The sequence below is a fragment of the Caballeronia sp. GACF4 genome, from assembly GCF_023631025.1.
Lineage (GTDB): Bacteria > Pseudomonadota > Gammaproteobacteria > Burkholderiales > Burkholderiaceae > Caballeronia.
On sequence record NZ_JALQDW010000026.1, the window covers coordinates 63,198 to 89,219 of the forward strand.

22 protein-coding genes are annotated in these 26,022 nt (G+C 62.5%); 10 read left to right on the forward strand and 12 right to left on the reverse strand.

Translation table 11 applies throughout. The annotated features are described in order from the left end of the window. The first annotated feature begins 25 nt into the window (after window positions 1-25). Window positions 26-1,180: a porin gene (locus tag NCR40_RS24210; RefSeq protein WP_250510904.1), complete on the forward strand. Its 1,155-nt coding sequence runs from the start codon at window positions 26-28 to the stop codon at window positions 1,178-1,180. Between the two features lie 93 nt (window positions 1,181-1,273). Here the strand turns inward: NCR40_RS24210 and NCR40_RS24215 are convergent, their stop codons facing one another. Beyond that, on the reverse strand, window positions 1,274-3,664 hold the full coding sequence (locus NCR40_RS24215) for an ATP-binding protein (protein ID WP_250510905.1): 2,391 nt from the start codon (window positions 3,662-3,664) through the stop codon (window positions 1,274-1,276). A 317-nt stretch (window positions 3,665-3,981) separates the two neighbouring features. Between NCR40_RS24215 and NCR40_RS24220 the strand changes: the two genes are divergently transcribed. After that, window positions 3,982-4,809 (forward strand): Lnb N-terminal periplasmic domain-containing protein, encoded by an 828-nt coding sequence (locus NCR40_RS24220; protein WP_250510906.1) that lies wholly within the window; start codon window positions 3,982-3,984, stop codon window positions 4,807-4,809. A gap of 9 nt (window positions 4,810-4,818) precedes the next feature. Here NCR40_RS24220 and NCR40_RS24225 read toward each other — a convergent pair whose 3' ends face one another. Continuing rightward, window positions 4,819-6,177, reverse strand: a complete 1,359-nt coding sequence (locus NCR40_RS24225; protein ID WP_244829817.1) for an MFS transporter — start codon at window positions 6,175-6,177, stop codon at window positions 4,819-4,821. A gap of 279 nt (window positions 6,178-6,456) precedes the next feature. Between NCR40_RS24225 and NCR40_RS24230 the strand changes: the two genes are divergently transcribed. Further along, entirely contained in the window at window positions 6,457-8,250 is a 1,794-nt protein-coding gene (locus tag NCR40_RS24230) for a ShlB/FhaC/HecB family hemolysin secretion/activation protein (RefSeq protein WP_250510907.1), read from the forward strand. 69 nt (window positions 8,251-8,319) lie between these two features. On the opposite strand, the gene NCR40_RS24235 is transcribed toward NCR40_RS24230, so the two are convergent. Beyond that, complete coding sequence (locus NCR40_RS24235) at window positions 8,320-9,465, reverse strand: porin (RefSeq protein WP_250510908.1); 1,146 nt, start codon at window positions 9,463-9,465, stop codon at window positions 8,320-8,322. 68 nt (window positions 9,466-9,533) lie between these two features. Beyond that, window positions 9,534-9,770 carry a hypothetical protein gene (locus NCR40_RS24240; RefSeq protein ID WP_250510909.1) on the reverse strand — a complete coding sequence of 79 codons (237 nt, stop codon included), beginning with the start codon at window positions 9,768-9,770 and terminating at the stop codon, window positions 9,534-9,536. On the opposite strand from NCR40_RS24240, the gene aldA reads away from it, so the two are divergent. The 6 genes from aldA to NCR40_RS24270 all read left to right on the forward strand — a co-directional run bounded on the left by aldA (window position 9,769) and on the right by NCR40_RS24270 (window position 17,782). Then, the gene (gene aldA / locus NCR40_RS24245) at window positions 9,769-11,193 is read left to right on the forward strand and encodes an aldehyde dehydrogenase (protein ID WP_250510910.1); all 1,425 of its coding nucleotides are present in this window, start codon (window positions 9,769-9,771) and stop codon (window positions 11,191-11,193) included. The two genes, NCR40_RS24240 and aldA, sit on opposite strands and share 2 nt — an antisense overlap. Window positions 11,194-11,286: 93 nt before the next feature. After that, complete coding sequence (locus NCR40_RS24250; protein WP_350029325.1) at window positions 11,287-12,612, forward strand: MFS transporter; 1,326 nt, start codon at window positions 11,287-11,289, stop codon at window positions 12,610-12,612. Then, entirely contained in the window at window positions 12,609-13,826 is a 1,218-nt protein-coding gene (locus tag NCR40_RS24255) for a mandelate racemase/muconate lactonizing enzyme family protein (RefSeq protein WP_244829812.1), read from the forward strand. The genes NCR40_RS24250 and NCR40_RS24255 overlap by 4 nt, the downstream gene beginning before the upstream one ends. 21 nt (window positions 13,827-13,847) lie before the next feature. Next, complete coding sequence (locus NCR40_RS24260; protein ID WP_250510911.1) at window positions 13,848-15,506, forward strand: GMC family oxidoreductase; 1,659 nt, start codon at window positions 13,848-13,850, stop codon at window positions 15,504-15,506. A gap of 156 nt (window positions 15,507-15,662) precedes the next feature. Then, entirely contained in the window at window positions 15,663-16,580 is a 918-nt protein-coding gene (locus tag NCR40_RS24265; protein WP_244829810.1) for a LysR substrate-binding domain-containing protein, read from the forward strand. A 311-nt stretch (window positions 16,581-16,891) separates the two neighbouring features. Next, window positions 16,892-17,782 carry a LysR substrate-binding domain-containing protein gene (locus tag NCR40_RS24270; protein WP_250510912.1) on the forward strand — a complete coding sequence of 297 codons (891 nt, stop codon included), beginning with the start codon at window positions 16,892-16,894 and terminating at the stop codon, window positions 17,780-17,782. Between the two features lie 6 nt (window positions 17,783-17,788). On the opposite strand, the gene NCR40_RS24275 is transcribed toward NCR40_RS24270, so the two are convergent. The 4 genes from NCR40_RS24275 to fae form a co-directional block, all read right to left on the reverse strand. Then, a complete protein-coding gene (locus tag NCR40_RS24275) occupies window positions 17,789-19,147 on the reverse strand; it encodes an MFS transporter (protein WP_502801028.1) in 1,359 nt (452 codons plus the stop codon). A gap of 99 nt (window positions 19,148-19,246) precedes the next feature. Then, window positions 19,247-20,686 carry an NAD-dependent succinate-semialdehyde dehydrogenase gene (locus NCR40_RS24280; protein ID WP_250510913.1) on the reverse strand — a complete coding sequence of 480 codons (1,440 nt, stop codon included), beginning with the start codon at window positions 20,684-20,686 and terminating at the stop codon, window positions 19,247-19,249. Beyond that, on the reverse strand, window positions 20,683-21,720 hold the full coding sequence (locus NCR40_RS24285; protein ID WP_250510914.1) for an aldo/keto reductase: 1,038 nt from the start codon (window positions 21,718-21,720) through the stop codon (window positions 20,683-20,685). The genes NCR40_RS24280 and NCR40_RS24285 overlap by 4 nt, the downstream gene beginning before the upstream one ends. A 10-nt stretch (window positions 21,721-21,730) precedes the next feature. After that, the gene (fae, locus tag NCR40_RS24290) at window positions 21,731-22,243 is read right to left on the reverse strand and encodes a formaldehyde-activating enzyme (RefSeq protein WP_244829806.1); all 513 of its coding nucleotides are present in this window, start codon (window positions 22,241-22,243) and stop codon (window positions 21,731-21,733) included. 220 nt (window positions 22,244-22,463) lie between these two features. On the opposite strand from fae, the gene NCR40_RS24295 reads away from it, so the two are divergent. Continuing rightward, window positions 22,464-23,246: a phosphatase PAP2 family protein gene (locus NCR40_RS24295; RefSeq protein ID WP_250510915.1), complete on the forward strand. Its 783-nt coding sequence runs from the start codon at window positions 22,464-22,466 to the stop codon at window positions 23,244-23,246. A 27-nt stretch (window positions 23,247-23,273) separates the two neighbouring features. On the opposite strand, the gene NCR40_RS24300 is transcribed toward NCR40_RS24295, so the two are convergent. The 4 genes from NCR40_RS24300 to NCR40_RS24315 form a co-directional block, all read right to left on the reverse strand. After that, a complete protein-coding gene (locus NCR40_RS24300) occupies window positions 23,274-23,615 on the reverse strand; it encodes a zinc ribbon domain-containing protein YjdM (protein WP_244829803.1) in 342 nt (113 codons plus the stop codon). 124 nt (window positions 23,616-23,739) lie between these two features. After that, a complete protein-coding gene (locus NCR40_RS24305) occupies window positions 23,740-24,384 on the reverse strand; it encodes an HAD-IB family hydrolase (RefSeq protein ID WP_250510916.1) in 645 nt (214 codons plus the stop codon). A gap of 28 nt (window positions 24,385-24,412) precedes the next feature. Beyond that, window positions 24,413-25,282 carry a hypothetical protein gene (locus tag NCR40_RS24310; RefSeq protein WP_250510917.1) on the reverse strand — a complete coding sequence of 290 codons (870 nt, stop codon included), beginning with the start codon at window positions 25,280-25,282 and terminating at the stop codon, window positions 24,413-24,415. Window positions 25,283-25,327: 45 nt separating this feature from the next. Then, window positions 25,328-25,993, reverse strand: a complete 666-nt coding sequence (locus NCR40_RS24315; protein WP_250511101.1) for a TerD family protein — start codon at window positions 25,991-25,993, stop codon at window positions 25,328-25,330. Between the last annotated feature and the right edge of the window lie 29 nt (window positions 25,994-26,022).

Below are 26,022 nucleotides of genomic sequence, written 5' to 3' on the forward strand. Positions count from 1 at the left end.
CACTTAGCAGGGCACTTAGAGAACCATGAAAAAAACTCTTCTCATCGCAGGCGTTCTTGGCACATTCGCCGCCACGGCTCAGGCGCAAAGCAGCGTCACCTTGTACGGCACGCTCGACGCGGGCCTCGTCTACACCAACAACTCCGCGGGACACAGTAACTGGCAGCAAGGCAGTGGTTCGGTATCGGACACGTATTTCGGTTTGCGCGGGTCTGAAGATCTGGGCGGCGGAATGCACGCGCTTTTCAAATTAGAAAGCGGCTTCAACCTCAACAACGGCAGCTATAGCGAAAGCAACTCCATGTTCAGTCGTCAGGCGTATGTCGGCTTGCAACATGACCAGTACGGCACGATCACGCTCGGTCGCCAATACGACTCCATGGTCGACTACCTCGCGCCCTTGTCGGAACCGGGCGGCGGCTATGGCAATAACCTGACGGCGCATCCGTTCGATAACGACAACCTCGACAACTCGTTTTCGATCAAGAATGCAGTGAAGTATCAAAGCGCCAACTATGGCGGCTTCAAGTTCGGCGGCTTGTATGGCTTTAGCAATGACGCCGGCCAGTTCTCGAACAATCGCGCATGGAGTGCGGGTGCTTCGTACAGCACGGGTCCGTTGAACTTTGCGGCGTCTTACCTGCAAATCAATAACTCGCGCACGGGCAATACGGGCGGCGCGGTAGTGGCGGGTCAAGGCAGCAACAACAATCTGACCGCCGATCAGCAACGCACCTTCGGCGCAGGCTTGAATTACGCTTATGGCCCGGCGACCGTCGGCTTCGTGTGGACGAATACGCATTACGACAACCTGATCGCGGCGTCGCAAGGCGGCTCCACGTTCGCGTTGCCGGGCGGCACGAACCTGCATATGAACAACTTCGAACTGAACGGCCGCTATGCGTTGACGCCTGCGCTCGATCTCGACGCGTCCTACGCGTACACCGACGGCAAGATCAACGGCGCAAACGGCTCGGGCGATCCGAAGTGGCATACGGTGTCGCTCAAGGCGGATTACTCGCTCTCGCGTCGCATGGATGTGTACGTCGAAGGCGTGTATCAGCATGCTTCGGGCGAGCTTGGCAATGCAGGCGCCAATGTCGCGATGATCAACACGTTGTCGCCTTCGACGACGCAGAATCAGGTGGCGGCGGCGGTCGGCTTGCGTCACCGCTTCTAAGCGTGCGTGCTTCGTTGTTGCCCTAGCATCACGCGATAAAAAAGGGGCTGCGATCTCATGATTGCAGCCCCTTTTGCTCAAATAACGAAGCGCTTATTTCTTCTCTTCCGAGCGCTTGACGAGTTGTTCGAAATCCTGCGCCGCGCCGCCCGTTCCCGCTGCCAGCCGCGCCAGCGCCGAAGCCGCCGTATCGCGCCGCACGCCGCTTTCCGGTCGATACTGCTTAGGCAACGCAATGAAGAACGTCGCGCCATGATCCGGCTGGCCTTCGCCCCAGACCTTGCCCCCATGACGCTCGATGATCCGCCGCACGTTCGCAAGTCCGATTCCCGTGCCATCGAATTTTTCATCGACGTGCAGCCGCTGGAACACGCCGAAGAGCTTGTCCACGTAGCGCATGTCGAAGCCCACGCCGTTGTCGCGCACGAAGTACACCGTGTAGCCCGCGAGTTCGCCCGTGCCTTCCCGCGAGCCGATTTCGATGACCGGTTGCTCGCGCGCGCCGCTGAACTTGACCGCATTGGCGATGATGTTGTTCAACGCCACATGCAAAAAGACGTGATCCGCTTCGGTGGGCGGCAGCGCATCCACCTTCCAGTGCACACGCGCTGACGTTTCCTCGTCGATGTCGGTCTGGATGACCGTATGCACGAGCGCATGCATATCGACCTTATGCGGCCGCAACGCCGCGCGGCCGAGTTGCGCGAAGGAAAGCAGGTCGTCGACGAGACGCCCGCCGAAGCGCGCCGATGTCACGATACGCTCCAGATAGCCGCGCCCACGCTCCGACAGTTTCTGGCCGTCCATTTGCTTGAGCAGATCCGCAAAGCCCACGATATGCCGCAACGGCGCTCGCAGATCGTGCGACACCGTGTACGAAAAGCCTTCCAGTTCGTGATTTGCGCGGCCGAGTTCGGTCGCCAGTTGCGCGATCTCTTCCGCACGCCGCAGCACGATGCCGAGCACGGCCGCGCGGAACTCCAGCGCAATCTCGCGCTCGGCGGTGCGCCACGGCAAGGAGCGATTGCGCACCTCGTCGGTCCACGTTTCGAAGCTCACGCGCGGCGAGAGCGAAGAAGAAAGCCCCGTTAGCTTCGCGCGCGGATCGCCTGCCCATTCGATGGTCTGCACCACCTCGCGGCGAAACCAGATCACGTAATTGCGATAGATCTTCGAGATCGATACCGCGAGAAAACCCGCGACATTCGGCGAATCTGGCAGCACGGGACAATCCGTCGATGCGCGATCCGACAGCACCACGTCCTCGCTTTGCTGATCGAGCCAGTCGACGAGCGCTGTCACGTCGTGCTCGCTCGGCGTCACGCCGATGAGCGACGTGCGCCCCTCGAAGATCACCGCCGCGCCCGATGCGCGCGTCAAGCCGAGCAGGTCGTTCGAGTCGTTGACCAGGGCTTCGACGAAGCTGTCGGTATTGGCCATCGACGAAAGCAGCTTCGAAAGCATGCGGCGCAGTTCGAGCCGGTAATGCGCTTCGTTTTGTGTTTCACGCGCCTCGATCTGCAGCGAGACGATCTGCGCGACATGCTCGCAAGCCGTGCGTACTTCGAAGGGCGGCAGGCGCGGCGTCGCGTGATGACAGGAGATCAATCCCCAGAGCGTGTCGTCGACGACGATGGACATCGACATCGAGGCAAGCGTGCCCATGTTGCGCATATATTGCAGATGCACGGGCGAAACGCTGCGCAAGGACGCGTAGGTGAGATCGGTCGGCCGGCCAGTCTGCGGATGCAGCGCGGGCACGAGCGGCGCGGCTTCGTAATCGGCGTTCGAAATCAGGCGGATGCGATTGCGCTTGTAGAGCTCGCGCGCCTGGGCGGGAATATCGGACGCGGGGAAATACTGGTTCAGGTATGACTGATAGCCCGGCTCGATGGCTTCGGCGAGCACGTGGCCGTTGCCGGCTTCGTCGAATTGATAGACGAGCGTGCGCCCGAAACCGGTAATGCGCGCAATTTCCGTCGCCGCGAACTGGCAAAGCTGCTCGACCGTGCGCATGGACTGCACTTCGGTGACGAAGGAGCGCACGAGCGGATACATGCTCGAAAACACTTCGGCGGTATGTTGCGCGGGTTCCAGTTCAACGAAAAGCAAGCCTTCATGCCGATGCACGACGAGCGCGAACGGGCCGCTTTGGCTCCAATGATCGATGACGACATTGCCCGTGTGGATCGTCGCGCCATCGCGCGTAAGCCTTCCCAATTCGGCGACGGCGCGGCGGCTGGCTTCATCGCCGATGACGAACGACAGCGGCTCGCCGAGGCAACGCTCGGGCGCGATCGACGTGAGTTGCGCGACATTGCCACTCACTTGCAAGATCGTGCCTTGTGCGTCGATGCTCAAGAGAAGACCGTGCGGCTGGATGCCGCCAGGAACGTGAATGGGCTCGCGCGCGCATTCGGCATACGCCGATGCATCGGGCGCATTGAATTCACTGCTGTGTGCGGTGGAGGAGTTGTCCGTCATTGTCTCGATAAGGCGTTTCGGCGGCGCAAAGGCGCGCCGGTTTGTCCAATGGCCGCAAGCTTTCAGGCAGCAGACGCATTAAGACGACGATCGGGTCGCGGGCTTCGTGCGGCCCTGACACGACGGTCGAAGACGATTTACGGTTCGCACGCCGGTCTTCGAGCCGGATTTTTGTCTGCATGTCGATGCGGCACGGCCGGTCATTTCTACTCCGGGCGGCGCATCCTGGCTGATGAAGCAATTGTAAGCGGGCATCGCAATACTTGTTTTCAGACCGGCGCATTCATGCGGATATTCGGGCATACCGGCGCTTTCGCATGAATCGTTCCGCGCTTCGAGTCGCACGAAGTCTCGCGGTACAGTGGCAGTTGGTCACGAGCCTTTCATGGAGTCCGACCGTGGAATCCGGCACGGAAAAGAGCGCGCCTTGGGTGGAGGAATATGCACGGACCGCGTCCGCCATGTGGTGCGGCGACCAAGTGCGTATTCGCAATGTCCGCAACTTTGTCTACCGAACGCGGGACGAAGCCACGCCCGCCTATTTCGACGCCATCTATGAGATCTCGCGACTACAGACGGTCGATCTCGTGGTGTCGCGCTGGACGCATGAATCCATTGCACATGTGTTCGTAAGCTTCGGTTTCGACGATGGCCGTTATCTATCCATCTCAATCGAAACGCGCCGTCGGCAAGGGCAGCATTATTCGACGTGGCGCGGCTTCTTCAAGCATTACGATCTGATCTATGTCGTGGCCGACGAGCGCGATCTGATCGGCGTGCGTACCGATATACGGCGCGAACGCGTGTCGCTGTATCGCGCGCAGGTCACGGCCGCCACCGTGCGCGCGCTGTTCAAAGACTACATGCGGCGCGTGAACGACCTGAACGAACGCCCCGAGTTCTATCACACGCTCTTCAACAACTGCACGAGCAATATCCTGCATCACGCGCGAACGGTCGCGCCGCATCTTCGTTATAGCTGGAAGGTGCTGCTAAGCGGCCACGCCGACGACTACACCTATCGCATGGGCCTGCTCGACAACACCTCGACGTTCGATGAACTCAAGCGGCGCAGTCTCATCGTGCGGCCGGAAGGCGCGCTGATCGACGAAGACTTTTCGGCGGCGATCCGGCGCGCTCATTGAGTGCTTGGGTCAGCCAGCCGTTCTCGCGGCGACGCTGCCGGAACCGGCATGAAGCGCCCGGCGTGCGCAAAGCGCTAGCAACACGCACGACAGCCCGTTGAAGAGAAAGAGTCCGCGTGGACCGAAGACGGTCATCAATAGCGAAGCCAGCGCCGGACCGGTCATGCCGCCGAGCGAGAACAGCACGAGCAAGGTCGCCGAGATGGCGACGCGCAAATGCGCCTCCGTTCTATCATGCACGTGCGAAACGATGAGCCCGTATTGCGTGAACGTCACCGCGACATACGCCAGCGTGCCGCACCACACCACCGCGCGAAAATCGAAGCACAGCAGCACGAAGCTCAAGGTCGCCGAAATCGATGCCGTGTAAAACACGAGACGCCGTCTGTCCACTTTGTCGGAGAGACGGCCCATCGGCCATTGCGGCAGGAGTGCGCCGATCAGCGCCACGCCCATGAAGGTCGCGAGTTCGCTCGTCGAAAAGCCGGAGCGTTGAAGATAGACCGGCGTCATCGAATAGAACGCGCTGTAGAGAAAGCCCGCGAGAATGCAGCCCGGAACCGCGAGCGGCGTCGCGGCCATCATCTCGCGCAGGCTCTCGCGCCAGGTTCGGGCGGGCACGCGGTCGAGGTTTTCATCGGCGACCTTGACGGGCCAGCCTTCCAGCAAGGTCACGGGCAGCACGGCGGCGGCGAACAGCGCGGCGGCGATGGAGAATTGCTGCGCACCCGTGCCCGCGCCGACATTCAGCAAGAACTGCCCGGTGCCGACCGCGAGATAGTTGATGGCCGCATACGAGCCGAAGACTTGGCCGCGCCGCTCGTTCTCCACCGTGCCGTTGAGCCAGCTCTCGATGGACGTATAAAGCCCCATGAACGCGACGCCCGTGAGAATACGCACGAGCGCGAGGAGCCACGGCGACTCGCTCGCGCCGAACGCCAGCGCGAGAATCGACGCGGCCGCTGAAAAAGCCACGAATGTCCGATGCTGCCCGATCCGGTCGATGAGCCGCCGGTTCACCACCGCGCCGAGAATGAAGCCCAGGTAATAGCACGACTGAATGAGGCCGATCACGAGCGTCGGATAACCCGCCTGCAGGATGCGCAGCGGTATCAGCGTCTGGAAGAGGCCGTTTCCCGCGACGAGCAGCGCATAGCCGCACAACAGGCCCGCGAGCGCGCGATAACTGCTGCCCGCGCCGCCGGGCGGTGGCGGCGGAAGCGGGTCGCCGCCCGAAGGCGGTGTCTGACGGCCGAAGAGCTTGGCTTCGGTGAGCGGTCCGGTCCGTGCGATGGATGAGGACTCCGGCGTTGTCTCGCTCTGTGTCTGATCGGAAAACTGCGGCGTTTCGTCTGCTATTTTTGTCATGACACTCGTTTGCGTTCGGAACGGCCCTTGGTCGAGGCGCGTTCGCACCCGATGCTACCTGAAACCGGAACGGCGCCTGAGCACGTGTGCGACCAATTCGTGATTGACACCGACATCGTGGCGCTTTCGAGCTTCGCCTCGCGCGCTCACGGTCACGCCATTAGCGAGTACGATGTCAGGCCGCCGCGTGACGATGCGGACATTGAGACGAGGAGCGCCTTTGCGACAGACGTTCGATATTCGCCGTGGTTGGCCCGCGCATCGGCGCGCCGGTAGCGCATGACGCGGGCATCGAAGGGGAGCGTGCGGTTCACGCGGCTCGCGTGCTGCATTGCCGCCGCTCATGCCGCTGTTTATGCCGCCGCTTATACCGATGCAGCGCACGCGCAATCATATAAAGACGTCGCGCCGATTGCCCCGCCCGCCGCCGAGCGTCCGCGTGCACCGCAGCCGCCCGCCGAATCCGGCGATGCGTCGCAGGCCGTAGCGATCGCGGATTTACGCGGCATCGCTTTCGTGCGCTCGGACGGCGCGGCCGGTTCCGCCAGCACGCAAGGCACGCAGAGCGCTGCGATCACGGCCAGTGGCGCGCCGCTGCTCGATTCCGCTTTCCTCGATACCTTCGCGGCCGATCTCGCCCATCCGCTCACCTTCGCGCGTCTGGCCGAAATTCGCCGCGCCGTCGTGCAGCGTTATCGCGAGGCGGGCCTGCCGCTCGTCGATGTCTACGTGCCCGAGCAGGACGTGAGCGACGGCGTGGTGCGCATTGCGATTGCCGAGTTTCGCGCGGGGCGCGTGCTCCCTCAAGGCAATCGCTATTTCTCCGATGCGCTCCTCGCCCGCGAGATGCCGCTGCCCGCTGGCGAGCCAATCCGCGAAGCCGATGTCGCCGCGGGCCTCGCGCTCCTGAATTCGAACCCGTATCGCCGTGTCGACGTGATCTATGCGCCGGGCGCCGCCGCGAATACCACCGATGTCGTCCTGCAGACCGAAGACCGGCTGCCGTTGCGCGTCTACGGCGGCTACAACAACGACGGCGTGCCGGACCTGGGCCGCGACCGCCTGCTTGCGGGTTTCGACTATGGCAATCTGTTCGGCACGGATGCGCGCATCGGCTATCAGGCGACGGCGAGCAACGACCTCATTTCGGGTAATCCGGATATCGAAGGGCGGCCCAACCGGGCGCGCTTCGTCGCGCATTCGTTCAACCTGATTGCGCCGCTGCCGTGGCTCGACCGTATCGAACTGTTCGGGGTGTATGCGCAAAGTACGCCACGCTTGCCGGACAGTTACGGACAGACGGGCACGAGCGCGCAGCTCAGTTTTCGCTACGACTGGCGTCTTCCGCCGCTCGACAAGGCGGGTGCGTGGCAGCAGCAACTGCAACTCGGCTACGACTTCAAGCGCTCGAACAACGACCTCGAATTCGGCGGCTTTCAGGTGTTCAATGCCAATACGCACGTCCATCAGTTCGTGCTTGCCTACGATCTGACGAAGAGCGACGCATCCGGCGACACGCATCTGAATGCATCGCTCTACGCGAGCCCCGGCTATCTCGACGGCAGCAACAACAGCGACGCCTTCGATACCGCGCGTCTCGGCGCGAAGCCGCGCTATCAGTATCTGCAACTGTCCGCGCAACGCGATACGCCGCTGGGTGCGACGGGCTTTTCGGTATCCGCGCGCGGGCTCGTGCAGTGGACCAACAACACGCTTTTGCCGAGCGAGGAACTCGGAATTGGCGGCGACTCGACCGTGCGCGGCTACGACCCGTACGCGGCGCAAGGCGATCGCGGCTGGAACGTGCAGACGGAGTTGCGCTCGCCGGCCATCACGTTCGGCTTCGCGGCGATGCAGCCGTTTGTGTTTTTCGATGCAGGGCACGTGTGGAACCGCATCCCCGAAGCGGGCGAGGTCAACAATGCATCGCTTGCGAGCATCGGCGGCGGTGTGCGTTTTCAGATGAGCCGCTTCGTCACGTTCAGGGGAACGCTCGGGTTCCCGCTCAGGGCAGTCGTGCCGAATGCCTCGAAGGCGCCGTTGGGGGAGATTTCGGTGGTGATCGGGAGTTGAGCTTCACGCCCAAGAAAAAGGCCGAACGAGCGTCCGGCCTTCCGCACCACGAACTCAATGTCAGCTAGATCAGAACGCGTGCCGCAAAGCCACTCGCGCGACAAACTGATTCGAATTCGACGACACTTGCTGCGCGCCCGGAATATACGCGTTGTCCAGCACCGAATCCGTCGAAGGCCCGTGGATTTTCTGATATGCGCCTTGCACATAGACGTCCGTGCGCTTGGACAGGAAGTAATCCGCCATCAAGCCGAACGAGTGAATCTTCGGCTTGACCGTGCCTGAAGCCGCGTCGTACGTCTCGATGGAATATACATACTGCGCGCCGATGAAGAACGCCGGCGTGAACTGGTACTTGCCGTTCACTTCGAAGTTCTGATACTTGACGGCGTTGAGCGTGTTGCCTGCTGCCACGAGCGTGCCGCCTATATAGCCATTGGTCGACGGATCGCGATAACTCGAATTCGTATAGGCGAAGCCTGCCGTTGCGGGGCCGAACGAGTAGTTTACGCCCGCGCCGTAGACCTGCATGCGTCTCGCGACGAAGCTCGCATCGTTGGCCGCGATGGCGCCGATGCCACCCGCGCCGACGCCGTCCGCGCGCATATATGCCGCGCCGGCCAGCAAGCCGCCATTCGCATACGAAGCGCCGACGCTATACAAGCGGTTGTCCGCGAAACCCGTGCTGTTGCTGAAGCCATACAAGCCGCCGAACTTGAAGCCGCCGAAAGACGGACTCGCATACTTCACCGCGTTGTTCACGCGAAACGAGTTGTCCGTGTTGTCGTTGTCGAACGGATGCGCGAACAGATAGCCCGCGAAGTTGCCGTTGGCGGTGGTCGGCGCAAGGTAATCGACGACGGAATCGTACTGACGCCCAAGCGTCACCGAACCGAAGCGTTCGTTCTGCACGCCCACGAAAGACTGACGGCCGAACATGCGGCCACCCTGACCCGCCGCGCCGTTGCTCAGGTTCAAACCGCTTTCCAGTTGATACACGGCCTGAGTCGCGCCGCCGAGATCTTCGACCCCGCGCAAGCCCCAGCGGCTGCCCGACGCATAACCGCTCGTCAATTCATAGGCGTGATTTCCGCCGACGTTGCTCGTGTAGTCGAGGCCTTCGTCGAGCACGCCGTATAGCGTGACGCTGCTCGCTGCAAAGACGGAGGAAGACAGGCAGCAGACCGCTGCGAACAGAATGGCTTTAATTCTCATGAAAGTCTCAAGTTTTCTTGTTTTATCCGATGACGTCGGCATCGCTCACGCGAAAACGCCAAGGATGGCTAACGATGAGCGACGGATTGTGCGTGATCGACGCGCGCTTGCAAAGGGATTTCGCCGAACATCGAACGTGAGTTTTTTGAATGTTCTGCCAGCAAATTCTTCGCTTGTCGCTGCAGCGCGAAGCGCGGAAAAATGGGCCGAAAGTCGTAAGAGGCAGCCGCGACATCAGCGGCGCTGGTTTTTTTCCGCTGCGGCCGCCGTCGCCCGTCATCGAACCAGGAATCATCGAGAAACATGAAGTCAGAACGCAATTTCGTGAACGGATGTTTCATCGCGCCCGCAAGCGATCAACGCACCGCCGTCGTCAATCCGGCTACCGAAGAAGTGCTCGGCCACGTGCACAACGCAACGCGCGAAGAGGCGTTGCAAGCCGTTGAATTTGCCGCCACCGCGCAAAAGCGCTGGCGCGTGATGCCCGCCGCCGAGCGCGCGGTGCACATGCAGCGTCTCGCGGACGCCATCGTCGAAGCCTCCGCCGATATCGGCGCGGCGCTCGCCTCCGAGTCGGGCAAGAGCCTGACGGACGCTACCAACGAAGCCATCTACGCCGCGCAGATCACGCGCTATCACAGCGAATGGGCGCGGCGCATCGAAGGCGAAGTCATTCCGAGCGATACGCCCGACGAAAACCTCGTGCTGCATCGCGAGCCGATAGGCGTCGTCGCCTGCCTGATTCCCTTCAATTTCCCCATCTACACGCTGCTGCGCAAGATTGCGCCGGCGTTGATCGCGGGCAATACGGTGGTCGTGCGCCCGAGCAACAACACGCCGCTGTCCGCGTTCGAATTGGCGCGCGCCGTCGAACGCGCTGCATTGCCGCCGGGCGTCGTCAATATCCTGGCGATGGATCACGCCACCGCCGAAGCCGTCTGCACGCATCCGGCCGTCGGCATGATCACGCTGACGGGCAGCGTTTCCGCGGGCCGCAAGGTGCTCGAATACTGCAAGGCGAATATTGCGAAGCCTTCGCTGGAACTGGGCGGCAAGACGCCCGCGATCATCGAGCCGGATGCCGACTTGCAGAAGGCCGCGCGCGAACTCGTCGCCTCGAAGCTCACGCATGGCGGTCAGCTTTGCACGGCCATCGAGCGCGTTTATGCGCACGCGAGCATTCACGATGAATTCGTTCGCCTGCTCAAGGAGCAGATGCTGGCCAAGCGGATCGGCGACCGTTTCGAAGACGCGAGCTTCATGGGGCCGCTCGTCAACGAGGCATCGCGCAAAGGCATTCACGCCATGGTGATGCGCGCGGTCGAGGCAGGCGCTGTGCTCGAAACCGGCGGCGAAGTGCCGAAGCGCAAGGGCTTTTTCTATCCGCCGACGCTCTTGTCCAACTGCCGTCAGGACATGGAGATCGTGCAGGAAGAAACCTTCGGGCCGGTGCTCGCCGTCGTGCGCTACGGCACGCTCGATCAAGCCATCGCGATGGCGAACGATCATCAATTCGGTCTTTCGTCCGTGCTTTACACCGAAAACTATCGCACGGCGATGAAGGTCGCCAACTCCATCGAAGCGGGCGAGCTTTATATCAACCGCACGCCGGCCGATCCGTATCAAGGCTTCCACGCGGGCTGGAAACGCTCCGGCATCGGCGGTGACGACGGCAAGCACGGCATGCTCGAATTCACGCAGACGCGTCTCGTCGTCATGAAGTACTGACCCAGGCCGTGTCTTCTCGCGAGGACGCCGCCGTTTTCCTTTTCCAACTCACACAAAAATATACGAAGGCTGCGGGCTTTGCGCCCGCGGTTCATCGAGGAGCCTCCCGTGTCATCGAATCCCGCTCAAACCAGCCAGGGCGCGGCTGCGCTGCCGCTCAAAAGCGCGCGCGCCGACCGCTATCTGCAACTCGCGCTGCTCGTGGTCGCCGCTGGCGCAATCTATCCGATTCTGTATCTGCGGCAGGTTTATCAGCCGACGATGCTCGAAGTCTTCCGCATCACCGAAGAGCAACTCGGCTATCTCTACTCCGCGCTCGGCACGATCTTCCTGATCTGCTATTTGCCAAGCGGCTGGCTTGCGGACCGCGTCGCGCCGCGCGTGCTCATCTGTTTTTCGCTGATCGCGACCGGCGCGCTCGGGCTGTGGTATTCGACGGCGCCTTCGTTCGCCTCGCTGATCGTGATCTTCGGCTGCTGGGGTTTAACGACCGGCCTCACGTTCTGGGCCGCCATCATCAAGCGCGTGCAGATGATCGCCGCCGCCGACGAGCAAGGCCGCTTCTTCGGCTTTCTCGATGGCGGTCGCGGCTTGATCGAAGCGCTGCTCGCGACCATCGCGATTTCGGTCTTCGCCTATGTGACGCACACGCGCGGCGACTCCACCGCGGCGGGTTTCAAGCTCGTGGTCTATATGTACGCGTTTCTGTGCATCCTGCTTGGCGTGGTGCTCGGGCTGGTTCGCGATCCCGACGCGGGCGCCACCGCCGTGGCGAAGCGCAAGAGCAACGTGCTGCGCGACCTCGCCGTGCTGCTGAAGAATCCGCAGTTGTGGCTGCTCGCGGCCATCGTGTTCTGCGGCTATCAGGTGTTCTGGGCGACGTACAGCTTCTCGGCGTATCTGCATGAGAAGGAGATCGGCCTTTCCGTGGTCGCGGCGGGTTTCATCACCACGCTCAAGCTGTGGATGCGTCCTATCGGCGGCATCGGCGGCGGCTTTCTCGGCGACCGCTTCTCGAAGTCTTCCGTGCTCGTGTTCGCCCTCTTCGCAGCCGCGCTCTCGCTTGTCGTGCTGATCGTCGCGCCGGGCATTTCGAGTCACGTGCTGATCGCCGTGGTCGTGCTGTTCATCGGCGTGATGACCTATGCCATTCGCGGTCTCTACTGGTCCCTGCTCGACGACTGCAAGGTGCCGGCCGAGACGAGCGGCCTCGCTATCGGCCTCATCTCGGTGATTGGCTACTCGCCGGACGCATTCCTGCCGCTCGTCAACGGGCATCTGACGCAGAACTATCCCGGCGTGCTCGGCTATCAAATGTACTTCGGCTATGTCGCCGTGATGGCCGCGCTCGGCGGTGTCGCCGCGCTCGTCTTCAAGCATCGGCTCAAACGCATGGAACGCAAGGAATCGCAGCAATGAAAATCGCCGCACTGGAAACTCATATCGTCGCCGTGCCGCCGCCGCATGTCGGTGGCATGTACTGGATCTTCGTGAAGCTGCGCACGGATTGCGGCATCGAGGGCGTCGGCGAGATTTACTCGGCCACGTTTCATCCGAAGGCGATGACGCCGATCATCGAAGACGTGTTCGAACGCTATCTGCTCGGCCACGATCCGCATCATGTCGAGCGCTTCTATCGCGAAGCCTTTTCGAGCGGCTTTACGCAACGCCCCGACCTCACCATGATGGGCGTCGTAAGCGGCCTCGAAATGGCGTGCTGGGACATCATCGGCAAGGCGGCGGGCAAGCCCGTGTACGAACTGCTCGGCGGCCGCGTGCACGAGCGTCTGCGTTCCTACACGTATCTTTATCCGAAGAACAGTCGTGGCGAATACGACTACGACGACCCGGACCTCGCGGCGGAATGTGCCGCGCACAACGTCGAACTCGGTTTCACGGCGGTGAAGTTCGATCCGGCAGGCCCGTACACGGCGTATTCCGGCCACCAGATTTCGCTCGAAGTCATGGACCGCTGCGAAACCTTCTGCCGCAAGGTGCGTGAAGCGGTTGGCAGCAAGGCCGATCTGCTGTTCGGCACGCACGGCCAGATGGTGCCATCGTCGGCGATCCGCCTCGCGCAACGCCTCGAAAAGTTCGATCCGCTGTGGTTCGAGGAGCCCGTTCCGCCGGGACAGGAAGACGCGATGGCGCAAGTCGCCGCGAAGACGAGCATTCCGATTGCGGCGGGCGAGCGTCTGACCACGAAGTACGAGTTCTTCAAGCTGCTCGAAGCGCGCGCCGCATCGATTCTGCAATTCAACGTCGGACGCGTGGGCGGGCTACTCGAAGCGAAAAAGATCGCGAGTCTCGCCGAAGTGCATTACGCGCAGATCGCGCCGCATCTGTACAACGGGCCTGTCGGCGCGGCGGCCAGCGTGCAGATCGCGGCGTGCTCGCCGAACTTCCTGATTCAGGAAAGCATCGGCACGTGGGACGGTTTTCACGCCGAAGTGCTGAAGACGCCGATTCGCTGGGAAGACGGCTACATCATTCCGTCGAACGAGCCGGGTCTTGGCGTCGAACTGAACATGGACGTGGTGCGCGCGCATACGCCTTATACCGGCGACCGTCTGCATCTGCAGATGACACCCCGGCCTTTCGACGTGAAAGACCTCGCGCCTGCCAAAGGCTGACACTCACCGGAATACTCAAGCATGGAATTCGATTACATCATCGTGGGCGCGGGTTCGGCGGGCTGCATTCTCGCCAACCGTCTGACGGAGTCGGGACAGTATTCGGTCCTGCTGCTCGAAGCGGGCGGCGAGGACGCGTCGTTCTGGTTCAAGGTCCCGGTCGGCTTCACCAAGACCTACTACAACCCCGAATACAACTGGATGTACTACAGCGAGCCGGAAGCGCAGCTGAACGACCGCAAGCTGTATTGCCCGCGCGGCAAGGTGCAGGGCGGCTCCGGCTCCATCAACGCGATGATCTACGTGCGCGGCCAGCCGCACGATTTCGACGACTGGGCGAAAGCGGGCAATCGCGGCTGGAGCTTCAAGGACGTGCTGCCGTATTTCCGTCGCGTGGAATCGCATCCGCTTGGCAACACGGAGTATCACGGCGCGAACGGCAAGATCCGCGTTTCGCCGATGAAGGACGACGCGCATCCGATCTGCCAGGACTTTCTGCAAGCCGCGGAAGAAGCGGGCTTTCCGCGCACCGACGACTTCAACGGCCCGAAGTACGAAGGCGCGGGCATCTACGATGTCAACACGCGCGACGGTCAGCGTTCGTCGAGCAGCTTCGAGTATCTGCATCCGGTGATGGAGCGCGGCAATCTGAAGATCGAGCGCAACGTGACGGTGCGCCGCGTGTTGTTCGACGGCGCGCGCGCCATGGGCGTGCTCGCCTCGCGTAATGGCCAGGACTTGCAGTTCCGGGCGAAGCGCGAAGTGATTCTCTCGGCGGGTGCCGTCGATACGCCGAAGCTCATGCAACTCTCCGGTATCGGCGAAGCGGAATTGCTCGCGAAGCATGGCGTGACGCTCGTGCATGAGCTGCCGGCGGTCGGCAAGAATCTGCAGGACCATCTGTGCGTGAGCTTCTACTATCGCGCGACGGTAAAGACGCTGAACGACCAGTTGGGTTCGCTCATCGGCAAGGCGAAGGTGGCGCTGCAATATCTGATGACGCGCAAGGGACCGCTCGCCATGAGCGTGAACCAGGCGGGCGGCTTCTTCAAGGGCGCCGACGACGAGCTGGAGCCAAACCTGCAGCTCTACTTCAACCCGCTGTCGTACCGCATTCCGAAGAGCAGCAAGGCGCAACTCGAACCGGAACCGTACTCGGGCTTTTTGCTGTGCTTCAATCCGTGTCGCCCGACGAGCCGCGGTTCGGTGGAAATTGCGTCGGCGAAGGTCGAGGATGCGGCGAAGATCCGCATCAACGCGCTGACGACGGCGAAGGATATCCGCGAAGTCATTCAGGGCAGCAAGCTCATTCGCCGCATCATGGGCACGAAGGCGCTGCGCCAGGTCACGGCCGAGGAAATCTCGCCGGGACCGGGCGTGAAGAGCGACGAAGACATGCTCGCGTATTTCCGCGACCAGTCCGGCTCGATCTATCACCTGTGCGGTTCCTGCGCGATGGGTCCGGACGCGCGCACCTCGGTGGTCGACGAGCGTCTGCGCGTGCATGGCATCGATGGTTTGCGCATCGTCGATGCATCGGTGTTCCCGAACATCACCTCCGGCAACCTCAACGCGCCGACGATGATGGTCGCCGAGAAGGGCGCGGACATGATTCTCGAAGATTCGCGTCGTGGGGTGGTCGAGGCGTTGAAGCCGCTCGAACTTCCCGTCGCCGCATGAACGAAGCGGGTCTAGGTTGCGCGCCGCCGCCGGTCGGATAACCGGCATAAATTGACTCGATTCGTAAAATGCTGTCAAAGAGCGGCACGACTGGCGTGAAGCGCGTGTTAAATGCGCGCACGTCAGACGAGACAGGAGACAGTTTTGAAGCGGAAGATGCCCGCCCTGAACGCGCTCAGGGCTTTCGAAGTGGCTGGCCACACCGGCAGTTTCACGCGTGCGGCGGAAGTGCTGCATGTCACGCAAAGCGCGGTGAGCCGTCAGGTCCGCCAACTCGAAACGCAACTCGGCGAAGCCTTGCTGCTGCGCCGTCATCATCATCTGGAGTTGTCGGCCACGGGGCGCCTGCTGCTGCAGGCGCTCAAGATGTCGTTCGATCGCATCGAGCTGACGGTGCGCAGCATTCAGGAGAAGACGCATCTCAAGCGCTTGCGCATCAACGTGCCGCCGACCTTCGCGAGCCGCTGGCTCATGCCGCGCCTGCCATCCCTTCGTGCTGCCGCGCCTGAAGTCGAAGTCACCCTGACCACGCGCCGCACCGACGAGCTCGTCGAATCCGGCGCGCTCGATTGCGCCATTCGCTTCGGCAACGGCGAATGGGCCGGGCTCGACAATCAATTGCTGATGAACGAGCGGCATATTGCCGTGTGCTCGCCCGAATTGCTGGGCGAGCGCGCGACGACCTCGGTGGACCTGAATGCGTTCACCTTGCTGCATGTGCTTGCAAGCAACGATCAGCGCTATCTCACCTGGCAACACTGGCTGAACGCGGCGGGCATCGACGATGTCGATACCCACGACGGCTACGAATTCGACCTGCTCGATCATTCGATCCATGCGGCGGTGGATGGCATTGGCGTCACCATCGCGGATCGTCACATGATCGCGCCGGAGCTTGCGCGCGGCGCGCTCGTGCCGCTATTGGATGTCGAAGTGGACGGGCATCAGTCGTACTGGCTCGTGACGCGCGCTGGACAGGACGATGCTCCGCATGTCGCGATGTTTCGCGAGTGGCTGCGCGGACAGGTCGACGAGCAGCAGCGATGCTTTGCGCGGATGCGGGCGGCAAGATGAGTCACGAGTTGCCGGGCGCCGAGCTCTTGCGTCCGTCCACGGATAACCCCGGCGGGTTGTAAGCCTGCATCGTCAGATGTCGTAGGCGGGCGTGATTGCCGCATCGCCGAGTGTGAACCAGAACAGCGCGATGCCACTTCGAGTGGCGGTCGGCGTTGCGCACGACTCGCGGCCTGAAGGCTACAAAACAGGCTCATGCGGATTTTTGTAGCGCTCAGGCTGCGGCGACCTTGAGGTTTGAGCCGCGAAGGCCGGACGCAACCGCCTGTCGACTCGTTACCATAGGAAAAAAACCAATCTAGCGAGACACCATGCGCCGCCTGCCCTCACTCACCGCGCTACGCTTCTTCGAAGAAAGCGCGCGCCACATGAGCTTCAACAAATCCGCCGCCGCGTTGTGCGTGACGCCAGGCGCGGTCAGCCGCCAGATTCGTCTGCTCGAAGACGCGCTCGGCGCGCGGCTTTTCGACCGCGATCACAAAGGCATACGCCTGACCGCGCAAGGGACGGAGTTGCTCGCGTGCGTCTCCGAGGCGTTCGATTCCATTGAACGCACGACCCGCAAGCTCTCGATTTCTCCGAAGAGCGAACGCAAGCGGCTCACGGTGAGCGCGCCGCCGACGTTCGCATCGCGCTGGCTGTCGCCACGTCTCGGTTCGCTGATGGACGCGGTGCCCGACATCGACCTCTCGGTGCGCACCGACGCCACGGGCGAGTTTCAATGCACGATCCGCTTCGGGCACGAGGCGCGGGCGGATCATCGGTCGGCGTTGCTGTTCATCGAGCGGCATGTGCTCGTCGGCGCGACGAAGTATGCGGGCCAGGACGTCGTGGCGCTGCTGGAACGCCTGCCCGCGCTGCACGTTCTGCACAACGACGCGCGCCTCACGCTTTGGCCGAACTGGCTCGATGCCGCGAGCCTGTCGCGCGGTTTCGCGGAAAACGGCATCGAGTTCTCGACACTCGATCAGGCGATTCGCGCCGCGCTAGCCGGAACCGGCCTCGCGGTGGTGGACCGCAACATGATCGCGGACGAGTTGCACGACGGCACGCTTGCGCAACTGTCGCCGGTGGAATCCACGGGGCCTTATGGATACTGGCTGGACATCGGGCCGTCGGCTGCCGCGCAGGATCATGTGCAGGCGTTCGCGGAGTGGCTGCGTGGCGAAGGGGTGACAAACGCGAACGCAGCGCAGCCTTGAAGCAGTTCAGTTGCCACTCGCCTCGTTCAACGTCAGATGCTTCGTTTCCGGCGCCCATGCAATCGAAACCAGCATCCCGATGAACAGCACCGCGGCGAGCGCGAGCATCGTTACCTTGACGCCGACGCCCGCAATGCCCAGAGGCAACAGAAACGTGCCGATAGCCGAGCCAAGGCGGCTGCATGCAATCGCCAGTCCGACGCCGCACGCGCGCGCCTCGGTCGGAAAGCACTCGGGCGGAAACACGCCGACCAGGTTTGAAAACGCAGACATGGTGAGTGTGAAAAGCGCGAACGCCGCGATCATCCAGAGCGACGCCGACGATGGCAGCACCGCAAGCGCCAGCAGCGACACGCACGTCACCGCGAACGAGCCGATCAGGAACGCGCGCCGCGATAGCTTGATTGTCAGCCAGATGCCGAGCAACGCGCCTATCACGAGCACGCCGTTGAGCAGCAGATCCGCGCCCGAGCCTTCGTTCAGATCGATCGCCTTGAGAATGCTCGGCAGGAACGTGTAGATCGCGAAATACGGGATCACGAGGCACACGAAGAACGCGCAATTGAAGATGGTGCGGCGGATCAAATCCGGCTTGAAGAGCCGCGCGAAGCCGCCGGGCGGAGCGAAGTGTTCGCCGGCGTCGGCGTCGAGCGTTACGTTCGGGCCGAAGTGCTTGCGCACGATACGCCGCGCTTCATCGCCACGACCGCGGCCGAGCAGCCAGCGCGGCGACTCCGGCGTGCCGATACGCAACACGAGTACGAGAAACGCCGGAATGCCGGCCGAGGCGAGCAGCCAGCGCCAGGCGTCCGGCGAGGCATTGGCGTAATGCATGCCGAGCACGTTCGCAATCACGTAGCCGATGGTCCAGATCACGCTGAACGAGCCGAGCAGGGTGCCGCGATGCTTGCGCGGCGAAAACTCCGCGAGAATCGCGTGACCGACCGCGAAGTCGCCGCCCATGCCGAAGCCGATCAACACGCGCAACGCAACGAGCATCGCTGGCGTGGTCGCGTAAAACTGCGCGAACGCCGCCGCCGTGATGATGATGAAACTCAGCAGAAAAATCTTCTGCCGCCCGAGCCGGTCGGACAGCCAGCCGAATACGAGGCTGCCGAAGAAGATGCCGATCAGCGCGGACGAGCCGAGCATGCCCATCCAGAACGCATCGAGCGGAACCTGCCGGTTCATCGACGCCAGCGCGTAACCGATGGTGCCAAGCGCATACCCTTCCGTGAAATGCGCGCCGAACGTCAGCCCCGCGATCTTGATATGAAAGCGGTTGAGCGGAACGTCGTCGAGCGTGACGCGGCCGGCGCCAGGCGACGGGGCGAGATGCGCATCGAGCGCATCGGGAATGACGATTCGAGTATCCAAGGGTGTCTCCTCCACTGCATGAATTGCCGCGCGCGTGCTGGTGCGTGCTTGTGGTTATGGGTGCGCGCGGCGCCGACAGAAGATGATTCAGCGGCCAAGCCCCGCCATCATCATGTATTTGAGTTCGACGTATTCATCGAGCCCGTACTTCGAACCTTCACGGCCGAGCCCCGACTGCTTCACGCCGCCGAACGGCGCGACTTCCGTCGAGATGATTCCCTCGTTGATGCCGACCATGCCGCTTTCCAGCGCCTGAGCGACACGCCACGCGCGGCCCAGATCGCGCGTGTAGAAATAGGCCGACAGGCCGTAGGGCGTGTCGTTCGCAAGCGCGACGACTTCTTCCTCGGTCGCGAAGCGGAAACACGCCGCGACCGGGCCGAAGGTTTCCTCCTCCGCGATCAGCATCGAAGGTATGGCATCGGCGAGCACGGTCGGCTCGTAGAACGTGCGGCCCAATGCATGCGCTTTGCCGCCTGTCAGCACCTTGGCGCCTTTTTGCACGGCATCCGCGACATGGGTCTTCACTTTATCGAGCGCCGCCTCGTTGATGAGCGGACCTTGATCGAACGCGCCTTCGAGACCGTTGCCCGCTCGCAAGGCGTGCACGGCGCGCGTCAGGGCTTGCGTGAAGGCATCGTAGACGCCGTCCTGCACGTAGAAGCGATTCACGCACACGCACGTCTGCCCCGTGTTGCGGAACTTCGATGCCATCGCGCCTTGCACGGCGGCGTCGATATCGGCGTCGTCGAACACGATGAAGGGCGCGTTGCCGCCGAGTTCCAGCGAAAGCTTCTTGAGCGTATCCGCGGATTGCTTCGCGAGCAGTTTGCCGACGCGCGTCGAGCCGGTAAACGAGAGCTTGCGCACGTGCGGCGACGCCGTGAGCGTCTCGCCGATAGCCACCGCATCGCCCGATACGATGTTGAACACGCCGGCCGGAATGCCCGCCTCTTCCGCCAGCACCGCCAGCGCGAAGGCCGATAACGGCGTCTCCTCCGATGGCTTCAGCACCATCGTGCAACCGACCGCAATCGCGGGGCCGGCTTTGCGCGTGATCATCGCGAGCGGGAAGTTCCACGGCGTGATGGCCGCGACCACGCCGACTGGCTCGCGCGTGACGATGATCCGCGAATGCGGCTTCGGGCTCGGGATCACGTCGCCGTAGCTGCGCTTCGCTTCTTCCGCGAACCATTCGAGGAAGCTCGCGGCGTAGGCCACTTCGCCGAGCGCTTCGGCAAGCGGTTTGCCTTGCTCGCGCGTGAGCAGGGCGGCGAGCGCGTCGCGGTTGGCGAGCATGAGTTCGCCCCAACGCTTGACGCGGGCGGCGCGTTCCTTTGCCGTGAGCGCGCGCCACGCGGGCAGCGCGTTGCTCGCGGCATCGATTGCAAGCGATGTCTCCGCGCTGCCGCCGCGCGCCACGTTCGCGATGACTTCGCCCGTCGCTGGGTTGCGCACGGCATACGTGCTTGCGCTTTCTCGCCACGCGCCGTCGATGTAATGGCCGGATCGTAAAAGGTCGCTCATGCCGCGCGCTCCATGAGTTCGTCGAATGCGCCGCGCGCCTCACGCGCTTCGCGGGCGATACGCCGTCCCGCCGTGTAATCGTTGATGAGATCGCACGGTGTGTAGTTGCGGTCGAGTTCGTGCATTTCGTCGGCGCTGAGACGCGTGTCGAGCGCGGCGAGCGCGCTGTCGAACTGCGCGGCTGAATCCGCGCCAACCAGCATGCTCGACACACCCGGACGGTTCAGCACCCATGCCTGCGCAATCTGCGCGGACGTCACGCCGCGTCGCGCCGCCACTCGCGCCACGGATGCCGCGACGCTGCGCGAAGCGGCATCGCCATACATTTGCGCGGTGAAGAAGTCCGTCTGATTGCGATTCGAGCCGGCGTCGTTCGTCAGCAGACCGCGCGCGAGCGGACTGAACACCGACACGCCGACGCCCTGATCGATGCAATACGGAATCATCTCGCGCTCTTCCTCGCGATACGCGGCGTTCAACTGCAATTGCATGTTGATCGGCTTGTGCCAGCCGTGGCGTTCGCACGCCTGCACGATCTTGGCGAACTGCCAGGTGTACATCGTCGAAACGCCGATATAGCGCGCCTTGCCCGCGCGCACGATATCGTCGAGCGCGGCCAGGGTTTCTTCGACGGGCGTGTTCACGTCGAAAAAATGCAGCATGTAAATGTCGACGTAGTCCATGTCGAGACGCTTGAGCGACGCGTCGATGCCGTCCATCACGTGCTTGCGCGAATGGCCGCCCGCGTTCGGCGTGCTCGCCATGTCGTAGCCCACCTTCGTGGTGACGACGATATCCTCGCGCCGCACGAGCCGCTTCAGGATGCGGCCGACCACTTCCTCGCCGACGCCGGTCGAATAAAAATCGGCGAGATCGATGAAGTTCACGCCGGCATCGAGCGCATGGCGCACGATCGGCTCGCTTTGCGCTTCATCGAAAATCCAGGGCTTCCATTGCGGCGTGCCCATGTTCATGGTGCCGAGACACAAGCGCGAAACCTTGAGTCCGGACTGGCCGAGACGTACGTATTCCATGGTCGTCTCCTCAGCGCTTCTTCGGCGTGTAGAACGGATTCGAGACATCGCGCGCCGCCTCGAACACGGCATGTCGATACGGCAAGCCTTCCATGGCCGCGACGATTGCGTTCCTGCACGCGCGATAGTTGTTCTCGAAGACGGCGTCGAGATCGTCGGTCTTGGGATTCACCCAGTTCGCCGATACGACCACCCACTCGTTCTCCGCCTCGGGCGGCAGCGTGCCTTGTTCGAGCGCTTCGGCCACGGCTTTCGCTATGCCGGCCTGCGATGCGCCCCAGGTCGCGTTGCCGTGGAAGTCGCCGTCGATCGGCGCCTTGTTCACGTAGAGCGTGAGCGGCTTGGTCGGCACGCCGGGCCGTGCGATCACGACGAAGGGCGCGTGCCCGGCCGATGGCGTCGCGAGCGCGGTGGCGAAGGCCTGACCGGCGGGACCGTCGCGCGGACCGACCAGCACGTTGATATGGGCGAGATTCACGCCCGGTCCCTCGAAGCCTTCGCCGATATACAGATTCTTTCGCATGGACTCCAATCCTTTGCGTTACGTTGAGGATGAACCGATTTTGCGGCGGGCGTCGCGCGATGAGGAATCGACGATTTGTCAGCGTGGGTGTGAGATTCAATCAACTCCGGGAGTACCCGTAGGGCGAATCCGAAGCTCGACTTAGTCCGTCCTAATTTCCATCGGCGGCGGGCATGGTAGAACGTCTAGCCAAGTCGAATCAAACGGAGGTTGTCGATCGATGGACTATGCAGGCTTTGCAGAAGCTCACGCGTTGTGGGTCATCGCGTTCGTGCTCGTGGCGGCGCCGCTTGGCGCGGCGCTCGCCTGGAGCGCGTTCGTGCGCGTGCTCGACACGCGCGAACCGCCCACGCAGAGGACGCTCGTCGTGTTCGCGGCGCTGGTTCCGCTTGCGTGCGGCGTAATGGTGTTCGCGGCAATCGCCACGCGCGTCGAGCGCGGCGAGGCGTTTTCGAGCGCCGATCAGCTTCTGCTCGATAGCATTCGCAAAGGCGTGCCGCCGCTGGCCGCGCAGAGCTTCGCGCGCTTGACGCATCTTGGCGATCCGCTGTTCCTGGCGTTGTTGTGCGCGCTCGTCTGCGTGGCGCTGGCGTGGAAGCGGCACGTCGGACTGGCGCTCTTTCTGATCGCGACGACGAGCCTGGGCGGTCTGCTCAATCGCGTGCTCAAGCTGTCGATGCATCGCGAGCGGCCCATCGGCGCGCTCGTGCCGTTGCCCGAGAGCTATTCGTTTCCGAGCGGCCATTCGTTCGGATCGATGGTCTGCTACGGCATGTGCGCCTATGTGTTGATGCGCGTCGCCTCGCGCGGCGGCGATGCGCTCATCGTCGCTTCGACCTGTCTTCTAGTGCTGCTGATCGGCACGAGCCGGGTGGTGATCGGCGTGCATTTTCTGACGGATGTCGCGGGCGGATTCGCCTCGGGCGGCGCGTGGCTCGCGTTTTGTATCGGCCTGGCGGAGTTGGCGCGCCGCGTGCCGGCTAGCGGCACGCGGACGAGGTAAGGCGCACCTCGTCCACGACGTGCGCGCTCAGATCTTCTTGACGAATTCGGACTTGAGACTCATGGCGCCGAAGCCGTCGATCTTGCAATCGATATCGTGATCGCTATCGACAAGGCGGATGTTCTTGACCTTCGTACCCATCTTGAGTACGCCGGACGAGCCCTTCAGCTTGAGATCCTTGATGATGGTGACGGTGTCGCCGTCTTGCAGAATGTTGCCCGCCGAATCGCGATAAACCTTCGTTTCGGCTTCGGCGGCGGGAGATTCATCGGCCGACCATTCATGCGCGCATTCGGGGCAAATGAAGAGCTTGCCGTCTTCGTAGGTGAATTCGGAATGGCATTGGGGGCACGGGGGCAGGGCGGTCATGCGGGGTCCTTCGATGCGAACAGGTGGTGCGGAAAGCGGAACGAAAAAGCGGAACGAATAAGCGGAACGAATAAGCGAGACGAAGTATAGCGGTCGAAGATCGCCTGCCGATTCCCGCGCGGTCTTAATAATGAGTATCGCTCAGGGCTGGCAAGGTCGGCAAGGCGCCGCATCCGCGAATCCATGGAACGTCGGCGGCTTCGGCCATCTCCTTGTCGCCCGCGCTGTCGCCATAGGCATACAAGGTCATTGGGCGATATGCGCCCCACCATGCCTTCAGACGCTCGACTTTCTCCGGCCCCCAGCAATTGGCGCCGATGAACCGGCCCGCGTATCCCGATTCCGTCAATTCCAGTTCGGTCGACAGCACCGTGCCGATTCCAATGGTCTGCGCCCAGAGACGAAGATACAGAGAAGGCGACGCGCTCACGATCACCACCTCGTGCCCAAGCGCCTGATGTTGCCGCACGCGTTCGATCATCTCCGGCCGGATCATGGCCGGCAGGCGCGTGGCACAGAAGCTTTGGGCAGCGAGTTGTAGCGCATCGCGCGAAACGTGTTTCAGAGCGTACTTCAAATACTCGGCCTTCGCGGTTCCGCGGTCGCATCGGCCTATTGCCATGCCTGCCAGCGCCGGCGCCGCCCATATGGCCGATGTGGCGAAACGAATCGGCCCGACGGTGTGCAGCACGAAAGCCTTGAGGCTGTCGCCGGTGGTAATGGTGCCGTCGAAATCGAATGCGGCGACGGTGCGGTGGTGCTTGGACATCGAAGGCTCCATGTAAAACGCTCGTTTCTCAGCGCTTGGGCTGCGACCGCGCAGCCAGGGCGGCGGGGAGGGTCACGTTCATCAGTTGATCGGCGCGCGCAAGCAGATCGACAACATCGGTTTCGAACGCATCGACTTGCAGGGACAACAGTTCGAGTTGCTGAAATGCCTGACGCACCATCGCGCGGCGATCGAGCAATGCGCGCGCGGCGCTCGCGGTGTCCCAGCGCTCCGGCAAATCGGCGACGGCGCTCAAGGCGGCAAGACCGATAGCCAGACCGTCGTGCGCTTCCGCGATGTGTTGCCGCGACGACTTAACGCGCGCCGGAAACGAGTGCAACGAAGTCTTGAGCGTGGTCAGGAGGCCGCGAAAATCCAGTTCCGGCGTTTCCGTGCCCAGGTATCGGCCTGTCAGGCGGTCGATCAGACCGGGTTTATGTGCAGCACGCTCGAGCAGGTCGCGCATCAGGCCGGCGCCATCCAGTTCGGCGAAGTCGCGCATCATGCGGGTGAACGTTTCGACAGCCTCGCCGCATGCATGCAACGGCGCTTCGGCCATGACGACGATGTGTTCGAGCCGTGGCGGTACGAGCCGGCGAATCGCGCGTTCGATGCGTGCCTGCTGTCGAGGATACAGGCCGGGAAACTGTTGGCGCGCGCACTCGAAACACTGGTTCAGCAACGGATGGCCAGCGTCCCCGAAGAGCGCCTTTCCCGGCTCGCCCAAGCTTTGCGGTGCGCTCGCGGCGCGCTCCTCGCGCGACACAAAAAGCGGGCGCACGGATGGCTCACGGACGACGTTGCTACGCGCATTGGAACTGCGGTCGGCTCGGGAATCGTTGGCTTGCAACCTGCCCGGTGTGTCCGGGAAGCTCAGCGGTCCGGGTTCACTGGACATTCGCATACTCTTGCCGGTTACGCCACGCCATAACAGATCTCCGTTTCAGGCGCGGTCGACGCGGCCGCCATAAGCGGCGACGAAATCCGCGAGCCCACGGTTGTAGCCCATGCCGACCGCCTTGAACATGAACTGTCCGTCGCGACGATAGAAGCTTCCCACCTGCACGGCGGTTTCCAGCGAGAAATCTTCTTCGAGCGGATAACGGGCGAGCACCTTGCCGGTATCTTCCTCGGAGATTTCGATGTAGCTGTTGCGAACCTGTCCGAAGTTCTGCTTGCGCTCCGCTGCGCGATCGATCGTCACGACGACCGAGATTTCGTCCACCGCAGCCTCGAGTTTCTTGCTGTCGATGAAGATGACTTCGTCGTCGCCACCGCCGCTACCGGTTTGATTGTCGCCACTGTGCACGACGCCGAGACACTCGGACGACGACATGCCCTTTCGTGGCCATTCGTCGCCGGGCTGGAAAAACGTGGTTTCGCGGTCGAGCGTGCGAATTTCCGTGTTGTAGAAGATGAAGTGCTTCTGCGACAAGAGCTTCGGATTGCTCTGTTCGTCGTATTTGCACAGGAAAACGGAGACGTCGAGGTCGAAGTTGTCGCCGGTATCGGTGGCATTGGCGTCCCACCCCAGGCCGATGCGGAACTTGCTTGCGTGCGGCGCTTCTTTCGACAGATTGATCCGGCCGCCTTTGGACAGATTGATCATTGACATGGATTACTTGCTCTCGTTTGAAG

Bases quoted from the DNA above. Each gene is read 5' to 3' on its own strand.
- NCR40_RS24270 (WP_250510912.1), top strand. From the start codon at position 16,892: ATGCGCCGCCTGCCCTCACTCACCGCGCTACGCTTCTTCGAAGAAAGC.
- NCR40_RS24215 (WP_250510905.1), bottom strand. From the start codon at position 3,664: ATGACGGACAACTCCTCCACCGCACACAGCAGTGAATTCAATGCGCCC.
- NCR40_RS24265 (WP_244829810.1), top strand. From the start codon at position 15,663: ATGCCCGCCCTGAACGCGCTCAGGGCTTTCGAAGTGGCTGGCCACACC.
- NCR40_RS24285 (WP_250510914.1), bottom strand. From the start codon at position 21,720: ATGGAATACGTACGTCTCGGCCAGTCCGGACTCAAGGTTTCGCGCTTG.
- aldA (WP_250510910.1), top strand. From the start codon at position 9,769: ATGAAGTCAGAACGCAATTTCGTGAACGGATGTTTCATCGCGCCCGCA.
- NCR40_RS24260 (WP_250510911.1), top strand. From the start codon at position 13,848: ATGGAATTCGATTACATCATCGTGGGCGCGGGTTCGGCGGGCTGCATT.
- NCR40_RS24225 (WP_244829817.1), bottom strand. From the start codon at position 6,177: ATGACAAAAATAGCAGACGAAACGCCGCAGTTTTCCGATCAGACACAG.
- NCR40_RS24295 (WP_250510915.1), top strand. From the start codon at position 22,464: ATGGACTATGCAGGCTTTGCAGAAGCTCACGCGTTGTGGGTCATCGCG.
- NCR40_RS24280 (WP_250510913.1), bottom strand. From the start codon at position 20,686: ATGAGCGACCTTTTACGATCCGGCCATTACATCGACGGCGCGTGGCGA.
- NCR40_RS24235 (WP_250510908.1), bottom strand. From the start codon at position 9,465: ATGAGAATTAAAGCCATTCTGTTCGCAGCGGTCTGCTGCCTGTCTTCC.
- NCR40_RS24300 (WP_244829803.1), bottom strand. From the start codon at position 23,615: ATGACCGCCCTGCCCCCGTGCCCCCAATGCCATTCCGAATTCACCTAC.
- NCR40_RS24210 (WP_250510904.1), top strand. From the start codon at position 26: ATGAAAAAAACTCTTCTCATCGCAGGCGTTCTTGGCACATTCGCCGCC.
- NCR40_RS24220 (WP_250510906.1), top strand. From the start codon at position 3,982: ATGAATCGTTCCGCGCTTCGAGTCGCACGAAGTCTCGCGGTACAGTGG.
- NCR40_RS24230 (WP_250510907.1), top strand. From the start codon at position 6,457: ATGACGCGGGCATCGAAGGGGAGCGTGCGGTTCACGCGGCTCGCGTGC.
- NCR40_RS24315 (WP_250511101.1), bottom strand. From the start codon at position 25,993: ATGATCAATCTGTCCAAAGGCGGCCGGATCAATCTGTCGAAAGAAGCG.
- NCR40_RS24255 (WP_244829812.1), top strand. From the start codon at position 12,609: ATGAAAATCGCCGCACTGGAAACTCATATCGTCGCCGTGCCGCCGCCG.
- NCR40_RS24305 (WP_250510916.1), bottom strand. From the start codon at position 24,384: ATGTCCAAGCACCACCGCACCGTCGCCGCATTCGATTTCGACGGCACC.
- fae (WP_244829806.1), bottom strand. From the start codon at position 22,243: ATGCGAAAGAATCTGTATATCGGCGAAGGCTTCGAGGGACCGGGCGTG.
- NCR40_RS24310 (WP_250510917.1), bottom strand. From the start codon at position 25,282: ATGTCCAGTGAACCCGGACCGCTGAGCTTCCCGGACACACCGGGCAGG.
- NCR40_RS24240 (WP_250510909.1), bottom strand. From the start codon at position 9,770: ATGTTTCTCGATGATTCCTGGTTCGATGACGGGCGACGGCGGCCGCAG.